Source organism: Hymenobacter sp. IS2118, from assembly GCF_000715495.1.
Taxonomy (GTDB): domain Bacteria; phylum Bacteroidota; class Bacteroidia; order Cytophagales; family Hymenobacteraceae; genus Hymenobacter.
The window spans coordinates 39,534-54,850 of record NZ_JNLX01000003.1 but is presented as its reverse complement, the minus strand read 5'-3'; the positions used below and the strand labels follow the sequence as shown (position 1 = coordinate 54,850).

The window sequence follows — 15,317 nt, the reverse complement described above, 5'->3', positions numbered from 1 at the left end:
TGGCGCGCCCACGGGGCGCCCGGCTGATGCGCCCGGTGCGCCCGGCACTCGCCCAGCCGGTGCGCCCGGTGCGCCTGCCGGCATAGCTCCGGCGGCCCGGCCCGGCAGCCAACCCCTGACCACGCCCACCGACAGCACCACCACGGACTCAACCAAAACTCTGCCGGCCACGGTACCGGGCACGGTGCCCGCGCAGCCCCAGCCCACGGTGCAGCCGGCACCCCCAACGGGCCAGCCGGGCGCCACGGTGCCCAACCCCATCAACACCCCGGCCAATGCGCCATCGCCCGGCACGACTACGCCCGGCGGCATCACGCCGGCCGGCAGCACCGGCGGCCGGCCCTAGCGGTTCCAGACCGGTATTAGCTGGCTTTGCCCGAGAAAAAAGAACGTCATGCTCCGCGGTGCGGGCATGACGTTCTTTTTTCTAGTCCGCCCGGCTGGGTTGTAGCAGCCGGCCACGGCCTACTTTTGCGTTGCGCCCGTTTTCACTTCCCATGCCCAATACGCCTCCCGACCTTTCCGAAAACGACGCGAATTTTTTGCAGCGCCTGCGGCCTTCTCGCCTCATCCTGCCCGTCGTTATTGGCCTGGGCGTGGTGGCGTTTCTGTTTTACCGGAGCTACCAGCCCGGTGAGCTGGCGCCGCTGCAAAACGCAAGCTGGGGCTGGCTGCTGGTGGCCCTGCTGGTGCTGGCGGCCCGCGACCTGGGCTACATCTACCGCATCCGGCACATCGCCGAGGGTGCGCTGAGCTGGCGGCAGGCCCTGGACGTTATCATGATTTGGGAGTTTGCCTCCTGCGTGCTACCGTCGGGGCAGGGCGGCACAGCCGCCGCCCCGTTTATTCTGGAAAAAGAAGGTATTCCGCTGGGCAAAGGCCTGGCCTACATTATGGTTACGGCCCTGCTCGACAACCTCTACTACGTGCTGATGGTGCCCCTGGTGGTGCTCATTGCCGGGGCCGGGCTTTACCCGCACGAGGCGCTGGAAACCGGCTTCGTGGCCACACTGCGGGTGGCGTTTGGGGTGAGCTACATCTTCGTTACACTGTACGCAGGGCTGATGCTCTACGCTATTTTCGTCAATCCGCGGTCGGTGCGCCGGCTCATGGTACGGCTGTTTTCCTTGCCTATTCTGCGGCGCTGGCGGCGCAAGGCCTACAAGCACGGGCAGGAAATGGTGCGGGCCTCGGTGCAGCTGCGGGGCAACGGGCCGCGCTACTGGTGGCACGCCGCCGCAAGCACGGCCTTTGTCTGGACGGCCCGCTACGCCATCATCGGCTGCCTCATCGCAGCCTTCGTGCCGATGAGCACGGGCACGTTCCTGTTCATCTTCGCCCGCAACATCACCTACAAGGTCATCCTGCTCATCGCCATCACGCCGGGCGGCGCGGGCATTGCCGAGGGCGCGTTTCCCACGTTCTTCGGCTCGTTCATCGGCACCGCCACCATGACCAGCTTCCTGGTGCTGCTCTACCGGGTAGTCACATATTACCTGTATCTGGTGCTGGGCATGGTGTTTTTGCCCCGCTGGGTGGCGCGGGTTTTTGGCAAGCGGCCGGCCAAAGCGGCTACGGCTTAGCGGCGGGCGGGGCCGTTGCTTCGGGCGCCAAGTCGGGACGCTGGTACGTTTGCCAGAACTCCGGGTGGTAGTCGGTGTATTGCAGCTGAAACAGTTCTCTATTGGCGGAACGAGGGTCTATTGTCGGACTAATTTTGGAACTCAATGCCGGCAAAGGGGTGCTTGGCGGCAGCGGCACAAAATATTCCACACAAGAAGACTGCCGATAGAACGGCTTACCGCCTAATACCCGACCGCTGCTGAGGCCCTGCCCCACGCTGCGCTGCACATGGTAGCGGCCGTTTGCCCCGCGGGTGTACTCCACCATGTGGTCGGTGCGGGAATCAGCGAAAATAGTGCTGTAGAGCTGTGCTGTCAGGTTCCGTCGTCCGTAGTACTTGCGGGCCACAGCATTGTAGGTCACCGTATCCGTTTGCCACAGCGCTTCATAGTGGGTTACCGCGAGGTTGCTTTGCTGCACGTACACGCGCCCAGAATAGCCCGCCATCAGGTACGTGCCGGTGCTGCGATGATTGGCCCTCTTGGCTGCGAAGCTGATGACGTACAGGTTTTCGCCATTTTGGGTCAACACACTATCCAAGTGGAGCCGGAACTTGCCCAAGGTTTTGGTCTTGAATAGCGGCGAAATACGGATTGGGTCGGCGCTGGCAGTCAAAAACCCCTGTCCGCCCCATATAGCGCCCCCGTAGTACTTGTATCCCGCGCCTGGTAGCGTTTTTAGGATGCGCATTTCCTTCACCCGGTGTTGCTCTACGGAGCCCAGCATCAAAAAGCCGCCGCCCCAGTTCCGGTAGCCCGCGGGCTCCAGCACTTGGCTCACGTATTCGCTCTCGAAGCTTAGGGTATCGAAACTTAGTACCCGGCGGTGGGTGTACACTTCGGCGCTGTAGTCTTCCTGCTCGTAGTTCTGGGGCAGGGCCGCCAGCACTTTCTTCATGATTTTGCGCGGGTCCAAGCTTTCGCCGCGCACCTGCACTTCCTGCAGCTCGGTGGCGGCCGGCACCAGCCGCAGCGTCAGAAGCGAGGCATCTGCCGTGAGCTTGACATTGACCGTGGCATAGCCCACGCTGCTGACTTGCAGGATGCTACCCGCTGGTGCGGCCAGAGCAAACTGACCCTCGCCATTGGCCACCGTACCCACTCCCTGAGTGGGCACCGATACGGAAGCATATGGCACGGGGGCGTTGGTTTTGCGGTCGAGCACTTGGCCGCGCACCGTTTGGCTGGTTGCGCTGGCTTGCGGGGCGCGCACGCGCTGGGGACTCTGGGCCGGGTTCAGCAGGCCCGGCGACGCCCCGGCAATGGTTTCCGCATCGGCTGGGGCGGCACCGGCGATGGCAACGGCCGCGCCGCGGTGAGGCGGGTTCACGGCGCGCAGCCACAAAAATCCGTCAACTACTTCGCTCCACGGGCCCGCCAGCGGCTCATATTCAAAAGCATACGTTGTGATATTTTGCCCCGCGGCATCGTGCTTCAGGCTCACAAAAGCGTAGTCGGCCGGTTGGGCCAGCAACTCCGCCTCCAGCGTGCCAACGGCCGGCGTGGGCACGGGCTTCACGTTCAGGCCAAAAGCGCCGTGGCTGCCTCCGCCGGCCAGGGTACCCAAAATGTACACCTGGTCGGGGCCAAGGGCGGCTTTCACGGTGCGACCCATTGGCCGGTACTCTTTCATTTCGGCGTTCTCCAATAATTCAGCTTTGTTGGCCAGATGTGGCAGTGCCGCCCAGCAAATCACCTTCTCCTGCGGGTGCTGCCGGAGGTACCACAACAGGTTTTCGGCCATTTGGGCGTCGCGCGGGTTGCTGTCTTTGGCTTTAAATTCGGATTCGGTTTTCTCGCCGGGTTTGTTGAGCGCATAGTTGCGGCCCTGGAGCAGTAAGCTCCGCAGGCATTGCTGCCAGAAAGCGGCTTCGGCGCGGCGCGTGGAGTTGCTGCTCGCCGCTGCTTTGGCGGCGAGGCGCGTGGCTTTGTCCAGCTCCTTCTCGAACAAGGGCAAAGAAGCGGAAGGCTGAAAGATGTAATGCTCGCCCATGTAGCTCACCACTTCTTCCAGGTGGTCGTAGTTAACGGCCGCCGCGCCTTTCTCAGGGGCCAGAAACGCTTCTAATTCCTCCACCAGCGCCTCGCTGTACTCGCCGGTCAGCTGCGGGTCGAAGCCGGCCACGCGCAGCTTGCCTTTGCCAATGAGCGGCAGCACGGCCTGGAATTCCCGCTGTTCCGTCCAAATCGGAAACACGCTATTGCCTATCGTTTCCTGCGCGGTTTTGCCGGCTTCCAATTCCTGCTGCGCCTTGTGCAAATCGTAAAACCCACTCTCAAACGCCAGGGTGGTAAACCCCATTTTCTCCCGCAAAAAGCGAATCAGCCGGATTTTGGCCTCGAACACATTGCCCTCGCCGTGGGTGGGCTCGCCGAGCATCACCACCCGCGCCGGGCCAATTTCCCGGGTCAGGAATTCTAAATCCTCAAAGTTGGTATCGGCGGGATTGATGCTGCGCAGTGCGTGCACCGGCAGGGCGGCGGGCACCTGGGCCTGGGCTGGAGTAGAAATCAGCCCGCATAAAAGGCCGAGGGCAAGCACGTATCGGGAAACGGAACGCATGGATAGAAGCAAATGAGCCAGGATTCAGCAGTAGGATTGAACCGCGCGGTTTGAGGTTGCAAGCTAGCAGGCATTTGCGCTGGCGCCTCTTTCATTTGCCCCACTTTCGGCACAAAAAAAGCCCCGAACCATAGTGGTTCGGGGCTTTTTCAATGGAATTGAGGGGTGCTTACTCAGCTTCCAGCATCAGGGCCGCGCCGTCGGCCGACTTCAGGGTGAGCTTGTCGTCGGTGAGGGTTTCCACGGCGAAGGTATTGCTCGTGGCCGAGCCGTCAGGCGTCATGGTAATCGATTTGCCAGCCTGGTCAAACGTGTATTTTCCCGTTACTGCGCCACTGGCGCCGGTCATGTTGTAGGTGCCGTTGGCAAAAATGCGCAGCTCCTCGTTCTCCTGCGCGTCGGTTTGCGTCATTTTGTCGCCGGTGGCATCGGTTTCTTTAGCAGTTTTCCATACCTTGCTGTCGGTACCGTACAGCATGTTCACGCCTTCTACCTTGCCTTTATCGCTGCCACAGGCAGTAACAAACAGCGACATGAGCAGCAACAGGCTGGCGATATAACGAAGCGAAAAGAGGGAATTGGTTTTCATCGGAACAGATTTTTGTGTGAAAGAAAAGAATAGCCAAACCCAAAAGCATGGGCTCGTCGGCTTACGGCCCACAGGCAAAAGAGTTTAGAACGAAACCCCGCTTCGGCGGGCCCGTATAGTTGTTTTGTTGGCATGGCTAGAACCAGTCGGCTATTTTTTCATTTAATTTGAAACCATTCATGGGACTTCTTGATTTCCTCAGCGACAAAGGCGAACAAAAGCCCGTAGAGCCCGCCGCGAAAACCGGTACCGGTGCCACCGACTTCTTTGGCAACGCTGCCAATCCAGCCGCCACCGGAGAAACGTATACCGTGGTGAGCGGCGACTCGCTTTCTAAAATTGCTAAGAACCACTACGGCGATGCCGCCAAGTGGCCACAGATATACGAGGCCAACAAGGCCATCATCGGCAACAACCCTGACCTGATTGAAGTAGGCCAGGTGTTGACCCTACCTAGTCTCTAGGTACTTTTTTGCAGAAAAAAGGTGAGAAAGGCCACTCTGTTTCAGGGTGGCTTTTTTGTGTTTTAGCGGTTTTGCATAACCCGATTCGCGCTTTTCTCAGCACGGTGCTTCGCGCTTTTTTTGCAGGCTCGTTTGGGCTCCGGAAAAATTATTTTTGCCGGCACGCTTGCCTATCCAAAAAATTCTCCCTTACATTTGCCCTCACCAACCCGGTACTCCCTGCTAACGGCGGGCAGTTTTAAGTTTTATACAGAAGTGGCGAGAGAATAGGCTCCGTGACCCACTGGCAACCTTCACAAAATGAAAGGTGCCAATTCCTACCCACCTGCGGCTTCGGCGGCACTGGGACAGATGATTCGAGTGCCATGGAAACTACCTCACGTCCTGCTTTTCTCCTCCCGACTGCGCCGGCTGCTTTGTGCACCCTGGTTTCGGGCTTCTTCGTTTCGACCGATGGCGGCCGGAGCGTGGCATCGTGTCCGGCACGAATGCGAATGTGCTGTTGTCGCCCGTGTTGTTGCTAGCCTGAGCGCGGCTTAACAACCTTCTCTTTCTTCTTCGTGGGAATGCCGTTGCGCCTGGTGCCCGTTGTGGCCCCGCGGGTGCCTCGAATGCGCTGAGTGCGGCTACGGGCCGGCTCGCGCCGCGCCAGACTGCCGCCCTGCGTGGGCCACTCCCCTCGAATAAGTATCTCTCCCTCAACCAGATAATTTTTTCGACTTCGTATGTCCACGCTCATCGCTCCCGCTTCCATTCAGCCAGAGCTGGCCGCTACGGCCCAGCACCTGGCCACCGTGCTGCCCGCCACCGCCAGCCAGACCATCGATGCCGGCATTGCCGCCGTGTACGCCGCCGGCCTGACCCGGCACAGCCTCCGGGCCGGCCAGACGGCCCCCGATTTTAGCCTGCCCGACGCGGCGGGCCAACCAGTTACGCTGGCCGGACTGCTGGCAGCCGGACCGGTCGTGCTGGTGTTTTACCGCGGCAACTGGTGCCCCTACTGCAACGTGCAGCTGCGGGCCTACAACCAGGCGCTGGCCCAGTTTAAGGGCTTTAATGCTACGCTGGTGGCGGTTTCACCCCAGACGCCGGACCTGACCAGCCTCACGGCCGAGGGAAAAGAGCTGCGTTTTCCGGTCCTCAGCGACCTGGGCAACACCGTGGCCAAGCAGTTCGGGCTGGCCTATCAGGTGGGCGACGCCGTGTACCACACGCTGCACGGCGTGGGCATCGACCTGGCCACCTTCAACGGCGACGACAGCGGCGAGCTGCCGCTCACGGGTACGTTCGTGATTGCACGGGACGGCACCATTGCCTGGGCCGCCACCGAAGCCAACTTCAAGCAGCGCCCCGACCCGGCCGTGCTACTCGCCGCCCTGGCCCAACTCTAATCGGGTTGTCCGCTGCTGGTTGCTGGTTTTTACGTGCCAGCGCCAGCCAGTACCCAACCAGCAACTCACAACTCATAATTCACAACTCATAACTCCACTTACCATGTCCGCTTCACCCCTGCATTTCGACACCCTTCAGCTCCACGCCGGCCAGCAGCCCGACCCCACCACCGGAGCCCGCGCCGTGCCGCTGTTCCAAACCACTTCCTACGTATTCAAGAATGCCGAGCACGGGGCCAACCTGTTTGCCCTGAAGGAGTTTGGCAACATTTACACCCGCCTTATGAACCCCACTACCGACGTGTTTGAGCAGCGCGTGGCAGCCCTGGAAGGCGGTGTGGCCGCGCTGGCCACGGGCTCGGGACAGGCGGCCCAGTTCATTGCCCTCAACAATATTCTGCAGGCCGGCGACAACTTTGTAAGCTCGGCCTACCTCTACGGCGGCACCTACAACCAGTTCAAGGTCGCTTTCAAGCGGTTGGGTATTGAAGTACGCTTTGCCGACGGCGACAACCCGGCCAGCTTCGAGGCGCTGATTGACGACAAAACCAAGGCCATTTACCTGGAAACCATTGGCAACCCCAGCTACAGCATTCCGGATTTTGAAGCCATCGCGGCCGTGGCCAACAAGCACGACCTACCGCTGGTAGTGGACAACACGTTTGGCGCGGGCGGCTACCTGTTCCGGCCCCTGGAGCACGGGGCGCACATTGTGGTGGAGTCGGCCACGAAGTGGATTGGCGGGCACGGCACCAGCGTGGGCGGCGTGATTGTGGACGGCGGCACCTACGACTTCGGCAACGGCAAGTTTCCGCAGTTCACCGAGCCCAGCGAGGGCTACCACGGGCTGGTTTTCAACGACGTATTCGGCAAAAACGGGCCGTTCGGCAACATTGCTTTCATTATCCGGGCGCGGGTCGAAGGCCTGCGCGACTTCGGGCCGGCCATCAGCCCGTTCAATTCCTGGCAGCTGCTCATCGGCCTCGAAACCCTGAGCCTGCGCGTGGACCGCACCGTAGAAAACGCGCTCAAAGTCGCTACCTGGCTCGAGCAGCACCCGCAGGTGGAAAGCGTGAGCTACCCCGGCCTGGCCAGCAGCCCCTACTACGCCATCGCCCGGAAGTACCTGAAGCGCGGCTTCGGCGGCGTGCTCAGCTTCCGCCTCAAGGGCAGCAAGGAAACGGCCACGCAGTTTATCGATAATCTCAAGCTAATCAGCCACCTGGCCAATGTGGGCGATGCCAAAACGCTCATTATTCAGCCTTCGGCCACCACGCATCAGCAGCTGAGCGAAGCCGAGCAGCTGGCGGCCGGCGTCACGCCCACTTCGCTGCGCCTCTCGGTGGGCATCGAGCATTTTGAGGACATCAAGGCCGATTTGCAGCTGGCCTTTGACGCTATTGGGAATACCGCTACCGCGCCTACGGAGGGCGCGGAAGTAGGCGAGCCCGAGCTGGAGCACGCCCAGCCGCTGGAAGTATAACCTCAAAATTTCACCGCAGAAGGCGCAGAAGGTTTCGCAGAAGACGCAGAAGCTTCTGCGGCCCTCTGCGAAATCCTCTGCGCCTTCTGCGGTGAAAAAAAACTGTTCGAGTAATGCCAAACCATATTTTCCACCTCCCCAACCTGACGCTGGAAAGCGGCGAAACGCTGGCCGGGGCCCGCGTGGCCTACCAAACCTGGGGGCAGCTTAATGAAAACCGCGATAACGTGGTGTGGGTGTGCCATGCCCTCACGGCCAATGCCGATGTGCTGAGCTGGTGGCCGGGGCTGGTAGGCCCCGGCTGCTACTACGACCCGGCCGAGTGGTTCGTCGTGTGCGCCAACGTGCTGGGCTCCTGCTACGGCAGCACCGGCCCGCTCGATGCCAATCCGGCCACGGGCCAGGCGCGCTTCCAGCATTTCCCCCGCCTCACCATCCGCGACTTGGTGGCGGCGCACGAGGCCCTGCGTCAGGAGCTGGAAATCACGGACATTCACACGCTCATTGGCGGCTCGCTGGGCGGGCAGCAGGCGCTGGAGTGGGCCGTGCAGCGCCCGGATTTATTCGACCATCTGGTCGTTATTGCCACCAATGCGCGGCACTCGGCCTGGGGCATTGCCTTCAACGAAGCCCAACGGCTGGCCATTGAGGCCGACCCGACGTACGCGGCCGGCCAGCCCGGCGGCGGCGACGACGGCCTGCGCGCCGCCCGCGCCGTGGCCTTGCTCAGCTATCGCAGCTATTCTGCCTACGCCGAAACCCAAACCGACCCCGACAATGAGCTGCCGGGCGAACACCGCGCCAGCGCCTACCAACGCTACCAGGGCGATAAGCTGGTGGCGCGCTTCGACGCCTACAGCTACGTGGCCCTGAGCCGAAGCATGGACTCTCACCATCTGGGCCGCAACCGGGGCGGGGTGCCAGCGGCGCTGCGGCGCATCGGGGCCCGCACGCTGGTGCTGGGCATTACGTCCGATGTGCTTTTCCCGCTTCGCGAGCAGCGGGAGCTGGCCAACCACATTCCGGGCGCCATGTATGCCGAGCTGGATTCGCGTTACGGGCACGACGGGTTTTTGCTGGAAACGGCGGCCATTACCCATTTCCTGGAGCTGTTTTACGCTCCCACCTTCGCGCACTGACGGGCAGTACGTCATCAGCCAAAAAGGTGCCTTGATTTGAAACCAAGGCACCTTTTTGGCACAAAGATGATACTGAAAGTACAACAGCTATTTATTTGGCACAAAGTGAAGTGGCGCAGTATAAACGCATTGCCTTCCCATTCTTTTAATTCTTAGGAATTACGCACGCAGCTGCTGGCGCGCGTAATTCCTGAATTCTGTTGAAATTAACCCTCCCCTCAATGGACGACAAACGACCCCTGCGCATCGGATTGATTGGTTTTGGCTGCGTGGGCCAGGGCTTTTACGACATCCTGCAACGGCAGCCCGAGCTCGGCCTGACCATCACGCGAATTGCCGTAAAAAGCCCGGACAAGCCCCGAACGCTGCCAGCTGAGCGGTTTAGCTTCCGGGCCGATGAACTGCTGGCCGACCCCAACCTGGACCTGCTGGTTGAGGTGATTGACGACCCCGCAGAGGCCTTCCGGCTGGTAAGTGCCGCCCTGCGGCAGGGCCGCCGCATAGTGAGCGCCAACAAAGCCATGGTGGCCCGGCACCTGCCCGAACTGGTAGCGCTGCAGCGGGAATTTGGCGGCACGCTGCTCTACGAAGCGGCCGTATGCGGCAGCATTCCCATCATTCGCACCCTGGACGCTTACTTCAGCCACGAGCCGCTGCGGGCCGTGAGTGGTATTTTCAACGGCTCGTCGAACTACGTGCTGACGCGCATGAGCGAAGAAGGCTCCGACTACGGCCCGGCGCTGGCCGAAGCTCAGGCGCTGGGCTTTGCCGAAACCGACCCCGCGCTCGACATGGGCGCCTTCGACCCGCGCTCCAAAGCCGTCATTCTGGCGGCCCACGCCTTCGGCCTGCTGCTGAATCCGGACGAAGTGCTGAACCTGGGCATCGAAGGCGTCGGAGCCGCTGACATTGCCTACGCAGCTAGTCTGGGCCAGAAAATAAAAGTAATAGCCGGCCTCTACCGCCTACCCAACGGCCGGGTAACGGCGCTGGTGACGCCGCAGCTGCTGGGGCCGGAGTCGCCCTTCTTCAACGTGGAGCACGAGTTCAACGGCGTGGCCATCGAAGCGGAGTATGCGGGCCCGCACTTTCTGCAGGGCCGCGGCGCCGGCGGCCACCCCACCGGCTCGGCGGTCCTGGCCGATGTGCAGGCCCTGCGCAGTGGCTTTCGCTACGGCTACACCAAACAGGCGGCCCGCTTTCAGGCTCAATTGGTTGAGGGCCTGGAAGTAGAAGTCTACCTGCGGCATCCGTCGGCGGCAGCGCTGGGCCAGGCCCTGGACTGGCTGCGGCTACCAGCCCAAGCCGTGCTGCCCGGCACCGACGGCACGCAGGCCACTGGCAGCGTCGGCCTCGCGGCTCTGGGGCAGTGGCGGGTCGCGTTGCGCGAAGCCGGGGTTTTCGTCGCCCGGCTCGGCGAGGTTGGGCTCATCCCGGAAGTTCCGGCCGAAGCTGAAACTGCCCACGCGCTGGCATAAAGCTGAAAGTGAGCGGTGAGCTTTAAGCTACAAGCCGCAAGCTTTTCTTTTGACTATCAATTGCTTGCCAGTCATTAATGTGCGTTTGCACAACTGCTCGATATCACAAAGAAAGTTGTCATGCTGAGCGCAGCCGAGGCATAACGGGCTGGGAACTACGGTTGCTTTTGCGCGCTTGCCCTGGCCGCTAATCTGTCTCTCAGTGTTTAGCCAAAAAATCCAGCACGGCGGCGTTGAATACGGCCGGGTCCTCCTCGGGTGCGAAGTGGCTCAGGCCGGGCAAAATAGTTACCTGCGCGCCCGGAATACTGGCCGCAATCAGCCGGGTGTGGGCTTCTTTGATGACGTCTTTCTCGCCGGCCAGCACCAGAACCGGCGCTTTAATGGTGGCCAGCTCAGCGGGTTTCATGCGTGGGTAGTCCAGCAAGAGCGTGGTGATACGGTGGTAACGGGCCGGGCTGCGACGCAGGTTTTCGCGGATTTCGTCCAGAATTCTTGCTTCCACGGCCGTGGTGTCGGCGTAGAGGTTGGCGCCCATTGCTACCAGGCTGCGCACGCGGGCGGGGTAGCGCAGGGCCATGCTCAGGCCGGTGTTGCCGCCGTCGCTCCAGCCCACGACGTGGGCGGCGGGCACTTGCAGCGCGTCGAGTAGGGCCACCATGTCATCGGCAAACAGGTCGTAGGTGAGCACGCCTTTGGTGATGGCCGACTTGCCCTGGTCGCGGGTATCGACGGCGATGACGCGGTAATGCCGGGCCAAATCGGCAATCTGGTAGTTGAAGCCGCCGATGCTGTAGGAGTTGCCGTGGAGCAGCAGCAGCGGCGGGCCCTGCCCGTAGGTTTCGTAGTAGAGGCGCACGCCGTTGGCCAGTTGGTAGTGGCCAGCGGCGGGGTTGTTGCCGTAGGGTACGATGCCGGTGCCGCGCAGCAGCAGGTAGCGGTTGCCGGCGGCCTCGCGGGCTACGCGGTAGGTGTAGCCGGCCACCGGCTGGGGCGCGTAGGGCTGCCAGCCCGGCGGCAGGCGCGTGGCCGACGAGTCGGCGGGCGCGGGCGCCTCAAAGTCGCCGTTGGCCACTGGCACGGGTAGCCAGGTGCCGCCGGGCTGAGCCACTTCCAGCCGGAAATCGTCGAAGGCGAAGCGCCCGTTGCCGTGCACGTTGGGGTTGAGGTGCACGGTGTCGGTGCCCGCGGGCAGCGTACCGGTGATGGTGTACGTGGTCCACTGCCGGGCGCGCACGCGGTTCAGCGGCTTTTTTTGGTTGTAGAGGTCGGCATCGGCCAGGTAGCGGCCGCCCTGGTAGTACACCACGCCCAAGCTGGCCCAGCTGCCGCCGACGGTGTCGGCCTGCGCGCGCATGGTGCAGCGGTAGCGGCGGCCGGCGTAGGGTGCCACGGCCACTTTTTGCCGGAACATAGTACCCTCGGCCACGCGTACCGGGGGCTGCTTAATGGGTTGGGCCGGAGCAGCAAAAGCCAGCGCAACCAGCGCGGCGAGCAGAAACAAGGGTTTCATGGAGGGAGCTGATTAGTAACTGCTGTTATGCAACGGGCTGGCGCGCGTCTCTGACGCGCTGCCGATTGGCTCCGAGCCTCTGGCTCGGGTCAGGGATACGTCGGCAACGTTATCGCACGTTCGAGCCAGAGGCTCGGAACCAATCGGCGCCGCGTCAGAGACGCGGGCCAGCGCCTTTTATTTCTTACTCCATATACAGCACCTGCAACACCGTCTGGCCCACGGCTTTCAGCGTAGCGCGGTCGATGACGCTCATGTTGTCGGTGGTGGCGTGGTGGTAGTTGGGGAAATACTGCTCGGGGTTGTTGGGCAGGTGGTCGATGATGTCGACCGTGGGAATGCCCGCCTGATTGGTGTACACGTGGTCGTCGACAATACCGGGCGAATCATTGAACAGGAAATAATCGGTGTAGCCGAGCGCGGCGGCGGTGTTCCAGATTTTATCCACGGCAAACCGGGCCTTCTCCCGCGAAAGCGCCTCGCGGCTGAACTTGGCGCCGCGGGCCCCCACCATGTCAAATAGCACCCCGTACTCGGCTTTGTAGTTAGCCGGCAGCAGGTTTTTGGCCCAGTACTGCGAGCCCAGGCACCAAGAGTCGCCGGCGCCGTCAAGCTGATTTTTGAGGTCGGCCTGGGTGCCGGAGTCGTGGCCCCAGTCTTCGGCGTCGAAGAGAATGAAGTCGACGCCCACGTTTGGGGCGAGGCTGTCGGGCTGCAGGCTGAGCACGCGGGCCATTTCCAGGGCCACGGCCACGGCGCTGGCGCCGTCGGAGGCGCCGTCCATCGGGGCGTTTTTGTTGGTCGGGTCGTTGTCGGCGAAGGGGCGGGTGTCCCAGTGCGCGAAAATGGCCACGCGCCGCGCCGCCTGGGGCTGGTAGCGGGCCACGATGTTGCGGGCCTTGATGACGGTGCCGTCGAAGGTGACCGCCTCAAAGGGCTGCTCCATCACTTGCAGGCCATAGCCTTTGAACTTGGCTACCAGCCAGTCGCCCGTGGCTATGTGCGCCTTGGTGTTAGGCACGCGCGGCCCAAACGCCACCTGCTTCGCCGTGAAAGCGTAAGCCGAATCGGCGTTGAACACCGGGGCCGGGGGTAGCTTGGCTTCGGCCGTGGGCGCGTCCGGCGTTTCGGTAGTTTTCTTGTCCGGGCAGCCGGTGAGAATGAGCAGGCCAGCCAGGGCGGCGAGCGGAAGACGAAGTTTCATTGTTTAGCTGTTAGCTGTCAGCCGTTAGCTGTTAGCTTTTATGGTTACTTGAGCATAAAAAGCTAACAGCTAACGGCTATTAGCTAACAGCTACTACTGAGCTATTCCTCGCTGTAGGCCCACTCCACGCCGGCCTTGGTATCTTTTATCACGATGCCCTGGCCTTTGAGGGCCGTCCGAATCTGGTCGATTTTAGCGTAGTAGGGCGTGGCATCTTCAGCAGATTCTTTCGCTTCCTTAGCCCCGTTTTTAGCTTCGGTGTAGAAGCCGAGCGTGAGTTCGAGCAGTTGCTCGGCGTTGGCGCGGGGCTCGTCCTGCAGGCCCAGAATATCAACCACGAGGGTCCGGTAGGCAGCTACAGCTTCCGTCAACGAAGCGGCCGACACGTCGGCCAGCGCGGCGGGCGTGGTGGCCAGGGTATTGAATTTGCGCAGCAGGTTGAAAAGGCTGGCGATGCTGCGGGCCGTGTTCAGGTCGTCGTCGAGGCCGGTGTAGAGGTCGGCGGTGAGCTTGCGCAGGTCGGCGTCGGCGGGCTTAGCGGTTGGCTGTTGGTGGTCGGTTGTTGGCTCAGCGTCGCCTTCACCAGCAACCGGCAACGAGGCACCAACAACTAATTTATCGAGCAGGCGCAGGCCGTTCATCAGCTTGCGGTAGCCTTTGCGGGCGGCTTGTAGGGCGTCGTCGCTCACGTCGACGGGCGAGCGGTAGTGGGCCTGCAGCAGGAAAAAGCGCACCACCATCGGCGAATAGCCCTGCGCCAGCGGCCCGGTGGGGCCCTTAAACAGGTCGCCCAGCAACACGAAGTTGCCCAGGCTCTTGCTCATCTTGGTGCCGTTCACGGTAATCATGTTGTTGTGCATCCACACCCGCGACTCGTCGGTATGGGTGTCGCTGGCCTGGCACTGCGCTATTTCGCACTCGTGGTGCGGAAACATCAGGTCCAGCCCGCCGCCGTGGATGTCGGAGAGGTTGCCGAGGTACTTGCGGCTCATGGCCGAGCACTCGAGGTGCCAGCCGGGGAAGCCTTCGCCGGGTGCCTCGCCCCAGGGTGAAGGCCAGCGCATGATGTGCTCGGGCGCGGCCTTTTTCCAGAGGGCGAAATCCAGGGGGCTGCGCTTTTCGTCCTGGCCGGCCAGCGTGTCGCGGGTGCCGCCGAGCTGGTCCTCAATGCTGCGGTTCGAGAGCTTGCCGTAGCGGTGCGCCTCGTTGTATTTGGGCACGTCGAAATACACAGAGCCGTTGACTTCGTAGCCAAAGCCGTTGGCGATGATTTCTTCTATCATGCCGATTTGCTCGGTGATGTGGCCGCTGGCCTGGGGCTCAATGTCGGGCGGCAGGCAGCCCAGGGCCATCATGTGCTGGCGGTAGCGGTTGGCGAAGTGCTGGGCCACCTGCATGGGCTCGATGCGGGCGGCGCGGGCGGCCTTGGCCATCTTGTCCTCGCCGGTGTCAGCGTCGCTTTCCAGGTGCCCCACATCGGTGATGTTGCGCACGTAGCGCACCTGGTACTTCAGCTGGCGCAGGTAGCGCGTGAGCACATCGAATACCACCGGCCCGCGGGCGTTGCCCAAATGAGCCTCGCTATACACGGTAGGGCCGCACAAATACACGCCCACCTGGGGCGCATGCACGGGCTGGAATTCTTCTTTTTTACGGGTAAGCGTATTATAAAGCGAGAGCGACATGGCACAAAGGTAGCGGCGAGGAAACTCCCCTCCTTACCAACCGTAGGTCAGCGTAGCTAAGGAGGGGACGTTCGAGCCAACGGCTCGAACTGGGGTGGTTGTGGCGTTGCACGGCCCACGAAAGCATCACCCCAATGCAAGCCCTGCAACGCCAACAACCATTACCCCAATTGCGCAAGCCCTGCA

At 62.0% G+C, this 15,317-nt stretch carries 11 protein-coding genes, 1 pseudogene and 1 riboswitch; of the genes and pseudogenes, 7 read left to right on the top strand and 5 right to left on the bottom strand.

Annotation, left to right across the window (positions count from 1 at the left end; genetic code table 11):
* Both GM79_RS25210 and GM79_RS00285 read left to right on the top strand, forming a co-directional pair.
* Positions 1–346, top strand: a pseudogene (locus GM79_RS25210) (hypothetical protein); the annotation flags it as partial.
* 151 nt (positions 347–497) lie between these two features.
* Complete coding sequence (locus GM79_RS00285; RefSeq protein WP_051718312.1) at positions 498–1,583, top strand: YbhN family protein; 1,086 nt, start codon at positions 498–500, stop codon at positions 1,581–1,583.
* On the opposite strand, the gene GM79_RS00280 is transcribed toward GM79_RS00285, so the two are convergent.
* Both GM79_RS00280 and GM79_RS00275 read right to left on the bottom strand, forming a co-directional pair.
* Complete coding sequence (locus GM79_RS00280; protein WP_081867461.1) at positions 1,573–4,185, bottom strand: erythromycin esterase family protein; 2,613 nt, start codon at positions 4,183–4,185, stop codon at positions 1,573–1,575. The two genes, GM79_RS00285 and GM79_RS00280, sit on opposite strands and share 11 nt — an antisense overlap.
* A 169-nt stretch (positions 4,186–4,354) precedes the next feature.
* Positions 4,355–4,774, bottom strand: coding sequence for a hypothetical protein (locus tag GM79_RS00275; protein WP_035557285.1), 420 nt, complete (start codon positions 4,772–4,774; stop codon positions 4,355–4,357).
* A gap of 179 nt (positions 4,775–4,953) precedes the next feature.
* Here GM79_RS00275 and GM79_RS00270 point away from each other — a divergent pair, with 179 nt between their 5' ends.
* The 5 genes from GM79_RS00270 to GM79_RS00250 all read left to right on the top strand — a co-directional run bounded on the left by GM79_RS00270 (position 4,954) and on the right by GM79_RS00250 (position 10,729).
* Complete coding sequence (locus GM79_RS00270) at positions 4,954–5,238, top strand: LysM peptidoglycan-binding domain-containing protein (RefSeq protein WP_035557282.1); 285 nt, start codon at positions 4,954–4,956, stop codon at positions 5,236–5,238.
* A 242-nt stretch (positions 5,239–5,480) separates the two neighbouring features.
* Positions 5,481–5,596: riboswitch (SAM riboswitch) on the top strand.
* Between the two features lie 367 nt (positions 5,597–5,963).
* On the top strand, positions 5,964–6,629 hold the full coding sequence (locus GM79_RS00265) for a peroxiredoxin-like family protein (protein ID WP_035557279.1): 666 nt from the start codon (positions 5,964–5,966) through the stop codon (positions 6,627–6,629).
* A gap of 103 nt (positions 6,630–6,732) precedes the next feature.
* Positions 6,733–8,112 (top strand): O-acetylhomoserine aminocarboxypropyltransferase/cysteine synthase family protein, encoded by a 1,380-nt coding sequence (locus GM79_RS00260; protein WP_035557276.1) that lies wholly within the window; start codon positions 6,733–6,735, stop codon positions 8,110–8,112.
* Between the two features lie 113 nt (positions 8,113–8,225).
* The gene (gene metX, locus GM79_RS00255; RefSeq protein WP_035557274.1) at positions 8,226–9,251 is read left to right on the top strand and encodes a homoserine O-acetyltransferase MetX; all 1,026 of its coding nucleotides are present in this window, start codon (positions 8,226–8,228) and stop codon (positions 9,249–9,251) included.
* A 221-nt stretch (positions 9,252–9,472) separates the two neighbouring features.
* On the top strand, positions 9,473–10,729 hold the full coding sequence (locus tag GM79_RS00250) for a homoserine dehydrogenase (RefSeq protein WP_051718311.1): 1,257 nt from the start codon (positions 9,473–9,475) through the stop codon (positions 10,727–10,729).
* 199 nt (positions 10,730–10,928) lie between these two features.
* Here the strand turns inward: GM79_RS00250 and GM79_RS24040 are convergent, their stop codons facing one another.
* The 3 genes from GM79_RS24040 to cysS form a co-directional block, all read right to left on the bottom strand.
* Positions 10,929–12,242: an alpha/beta fold hydrolase gene (locus GM79_RS24040; protein ID WP_081867460.1), complete on the bottom strand. Its 1,314-nt coding sequence runs from the start codon at positions 12,240–12,242 to the stop codon at positions 10,929–10,931.
* 184 nt (positions 12,243–12,426) lie between these two features.
* On the bottom strand, positions 12,427–13,446 hold the full coding sequence (locus tag GM79_RS00240) for a M28 family peptidase (RefSeq protein ID WP_035557271.1): 1,020 nt from the start codon (positions 13,444–13,446) through the stop codon (positions 12,427–12,429).
* A 101-nt stretch (positions 13,447–13,547) separates the two neighbouring features.
* Positions 13,548–15,131: a cysteine--tRNA ligase gene (gene cysS, locus GM79_RS00235; protein WP_035557268.1), complete on the bottom strand. Its 1,584-nt coding sequence runs from the start codon at positions 15,129–15,131 to the stop codon at positions 13,548–13,550.
* Between the last annotated feature and the right edge of the window lie 186 nt (positions 15,132–15,317).

Excerpts from the sequence above, each read along its gene's own strand:
- metX (WP_035557274.1), top strand. The coding sequence starts at position 8,226 with ATGCCAAACCATATTTTCCACCTCCCCAACCTGACGCTGGAAAGCGGC.
- GM79_RS00285 (WP_051718312.1), top strand. The coding sequence starts at position 498 with ATGCCCAATACGCCTCCCGACCTTTCCGAAAACGACGCGAATTTTTTG.
- GM79_RS00280 (WP_081867461.1), bottom strand. The coding sequence starts at position 4,185 with ATGCGTTCCGTTTCCCGATACGTGCTTGCCCTCGGCCTTTTATGCGGG.
- GM79_RS00250 (WP_051718311.1), top strand. The coding sequence starts at position 9,473 with ATGGACGACAAACGACCCCTGCGCATCGGATTGATTGGTTTTGGCTGC.
- GM79_RS00240 (WP_035557271.1), bottom strand. The coding sequence starts at position 13,446 with ATGAAACTTCGTCTTCCGCTCGCCGCCCTGGCTGGCCTGCTCATTCTC.
- GM79_RS24040 (WP_081867460.1), bottom strand. The coding sequence starts at position 12,242 with ATGAAACCCTTGTTTCTGCTCGCCGCGCTGGTTGCGCTGGCTTTTGCT.
- GM79_RS00270 (WP_035557282.1), top strand. The coding sequence starts at position 4,954 with ATGGGACTTCTTGATTTCCTCAGCGACAAAGGCGAACAAAAGCCCGTA.
- GM79_RS00275 (WP_035557285.1), bottom strand. The coding sequence starts at position 4,774 with ATGAAAACCAATTCCCTCTTTTCGCTTCGTTATATCGCCAGCCTGTTG.
- cysS (WP_035557268.1), bottom strand. The coding sequence starts at position 15,131 with ATGTCGCTCTCGCTTTATAATACGCTTACCCGTAAAAAAGAAGAATTC.
- GM79_RS00260 (WP_035557276.1), top strand. The coding sequence starts at position 6,733 with ATGTCCGCTTCACCCCTGCATTTCGACACCCTTCAGCTCCACGCCGGC.
- GM79_RS00265 (WP_035557279.1), top strand. The coding sequence starts at position 5,964 with ATGTCCACGCTCATCGCTCCCGCTTCCATTCAGCCAGAGCTGGCCGCT.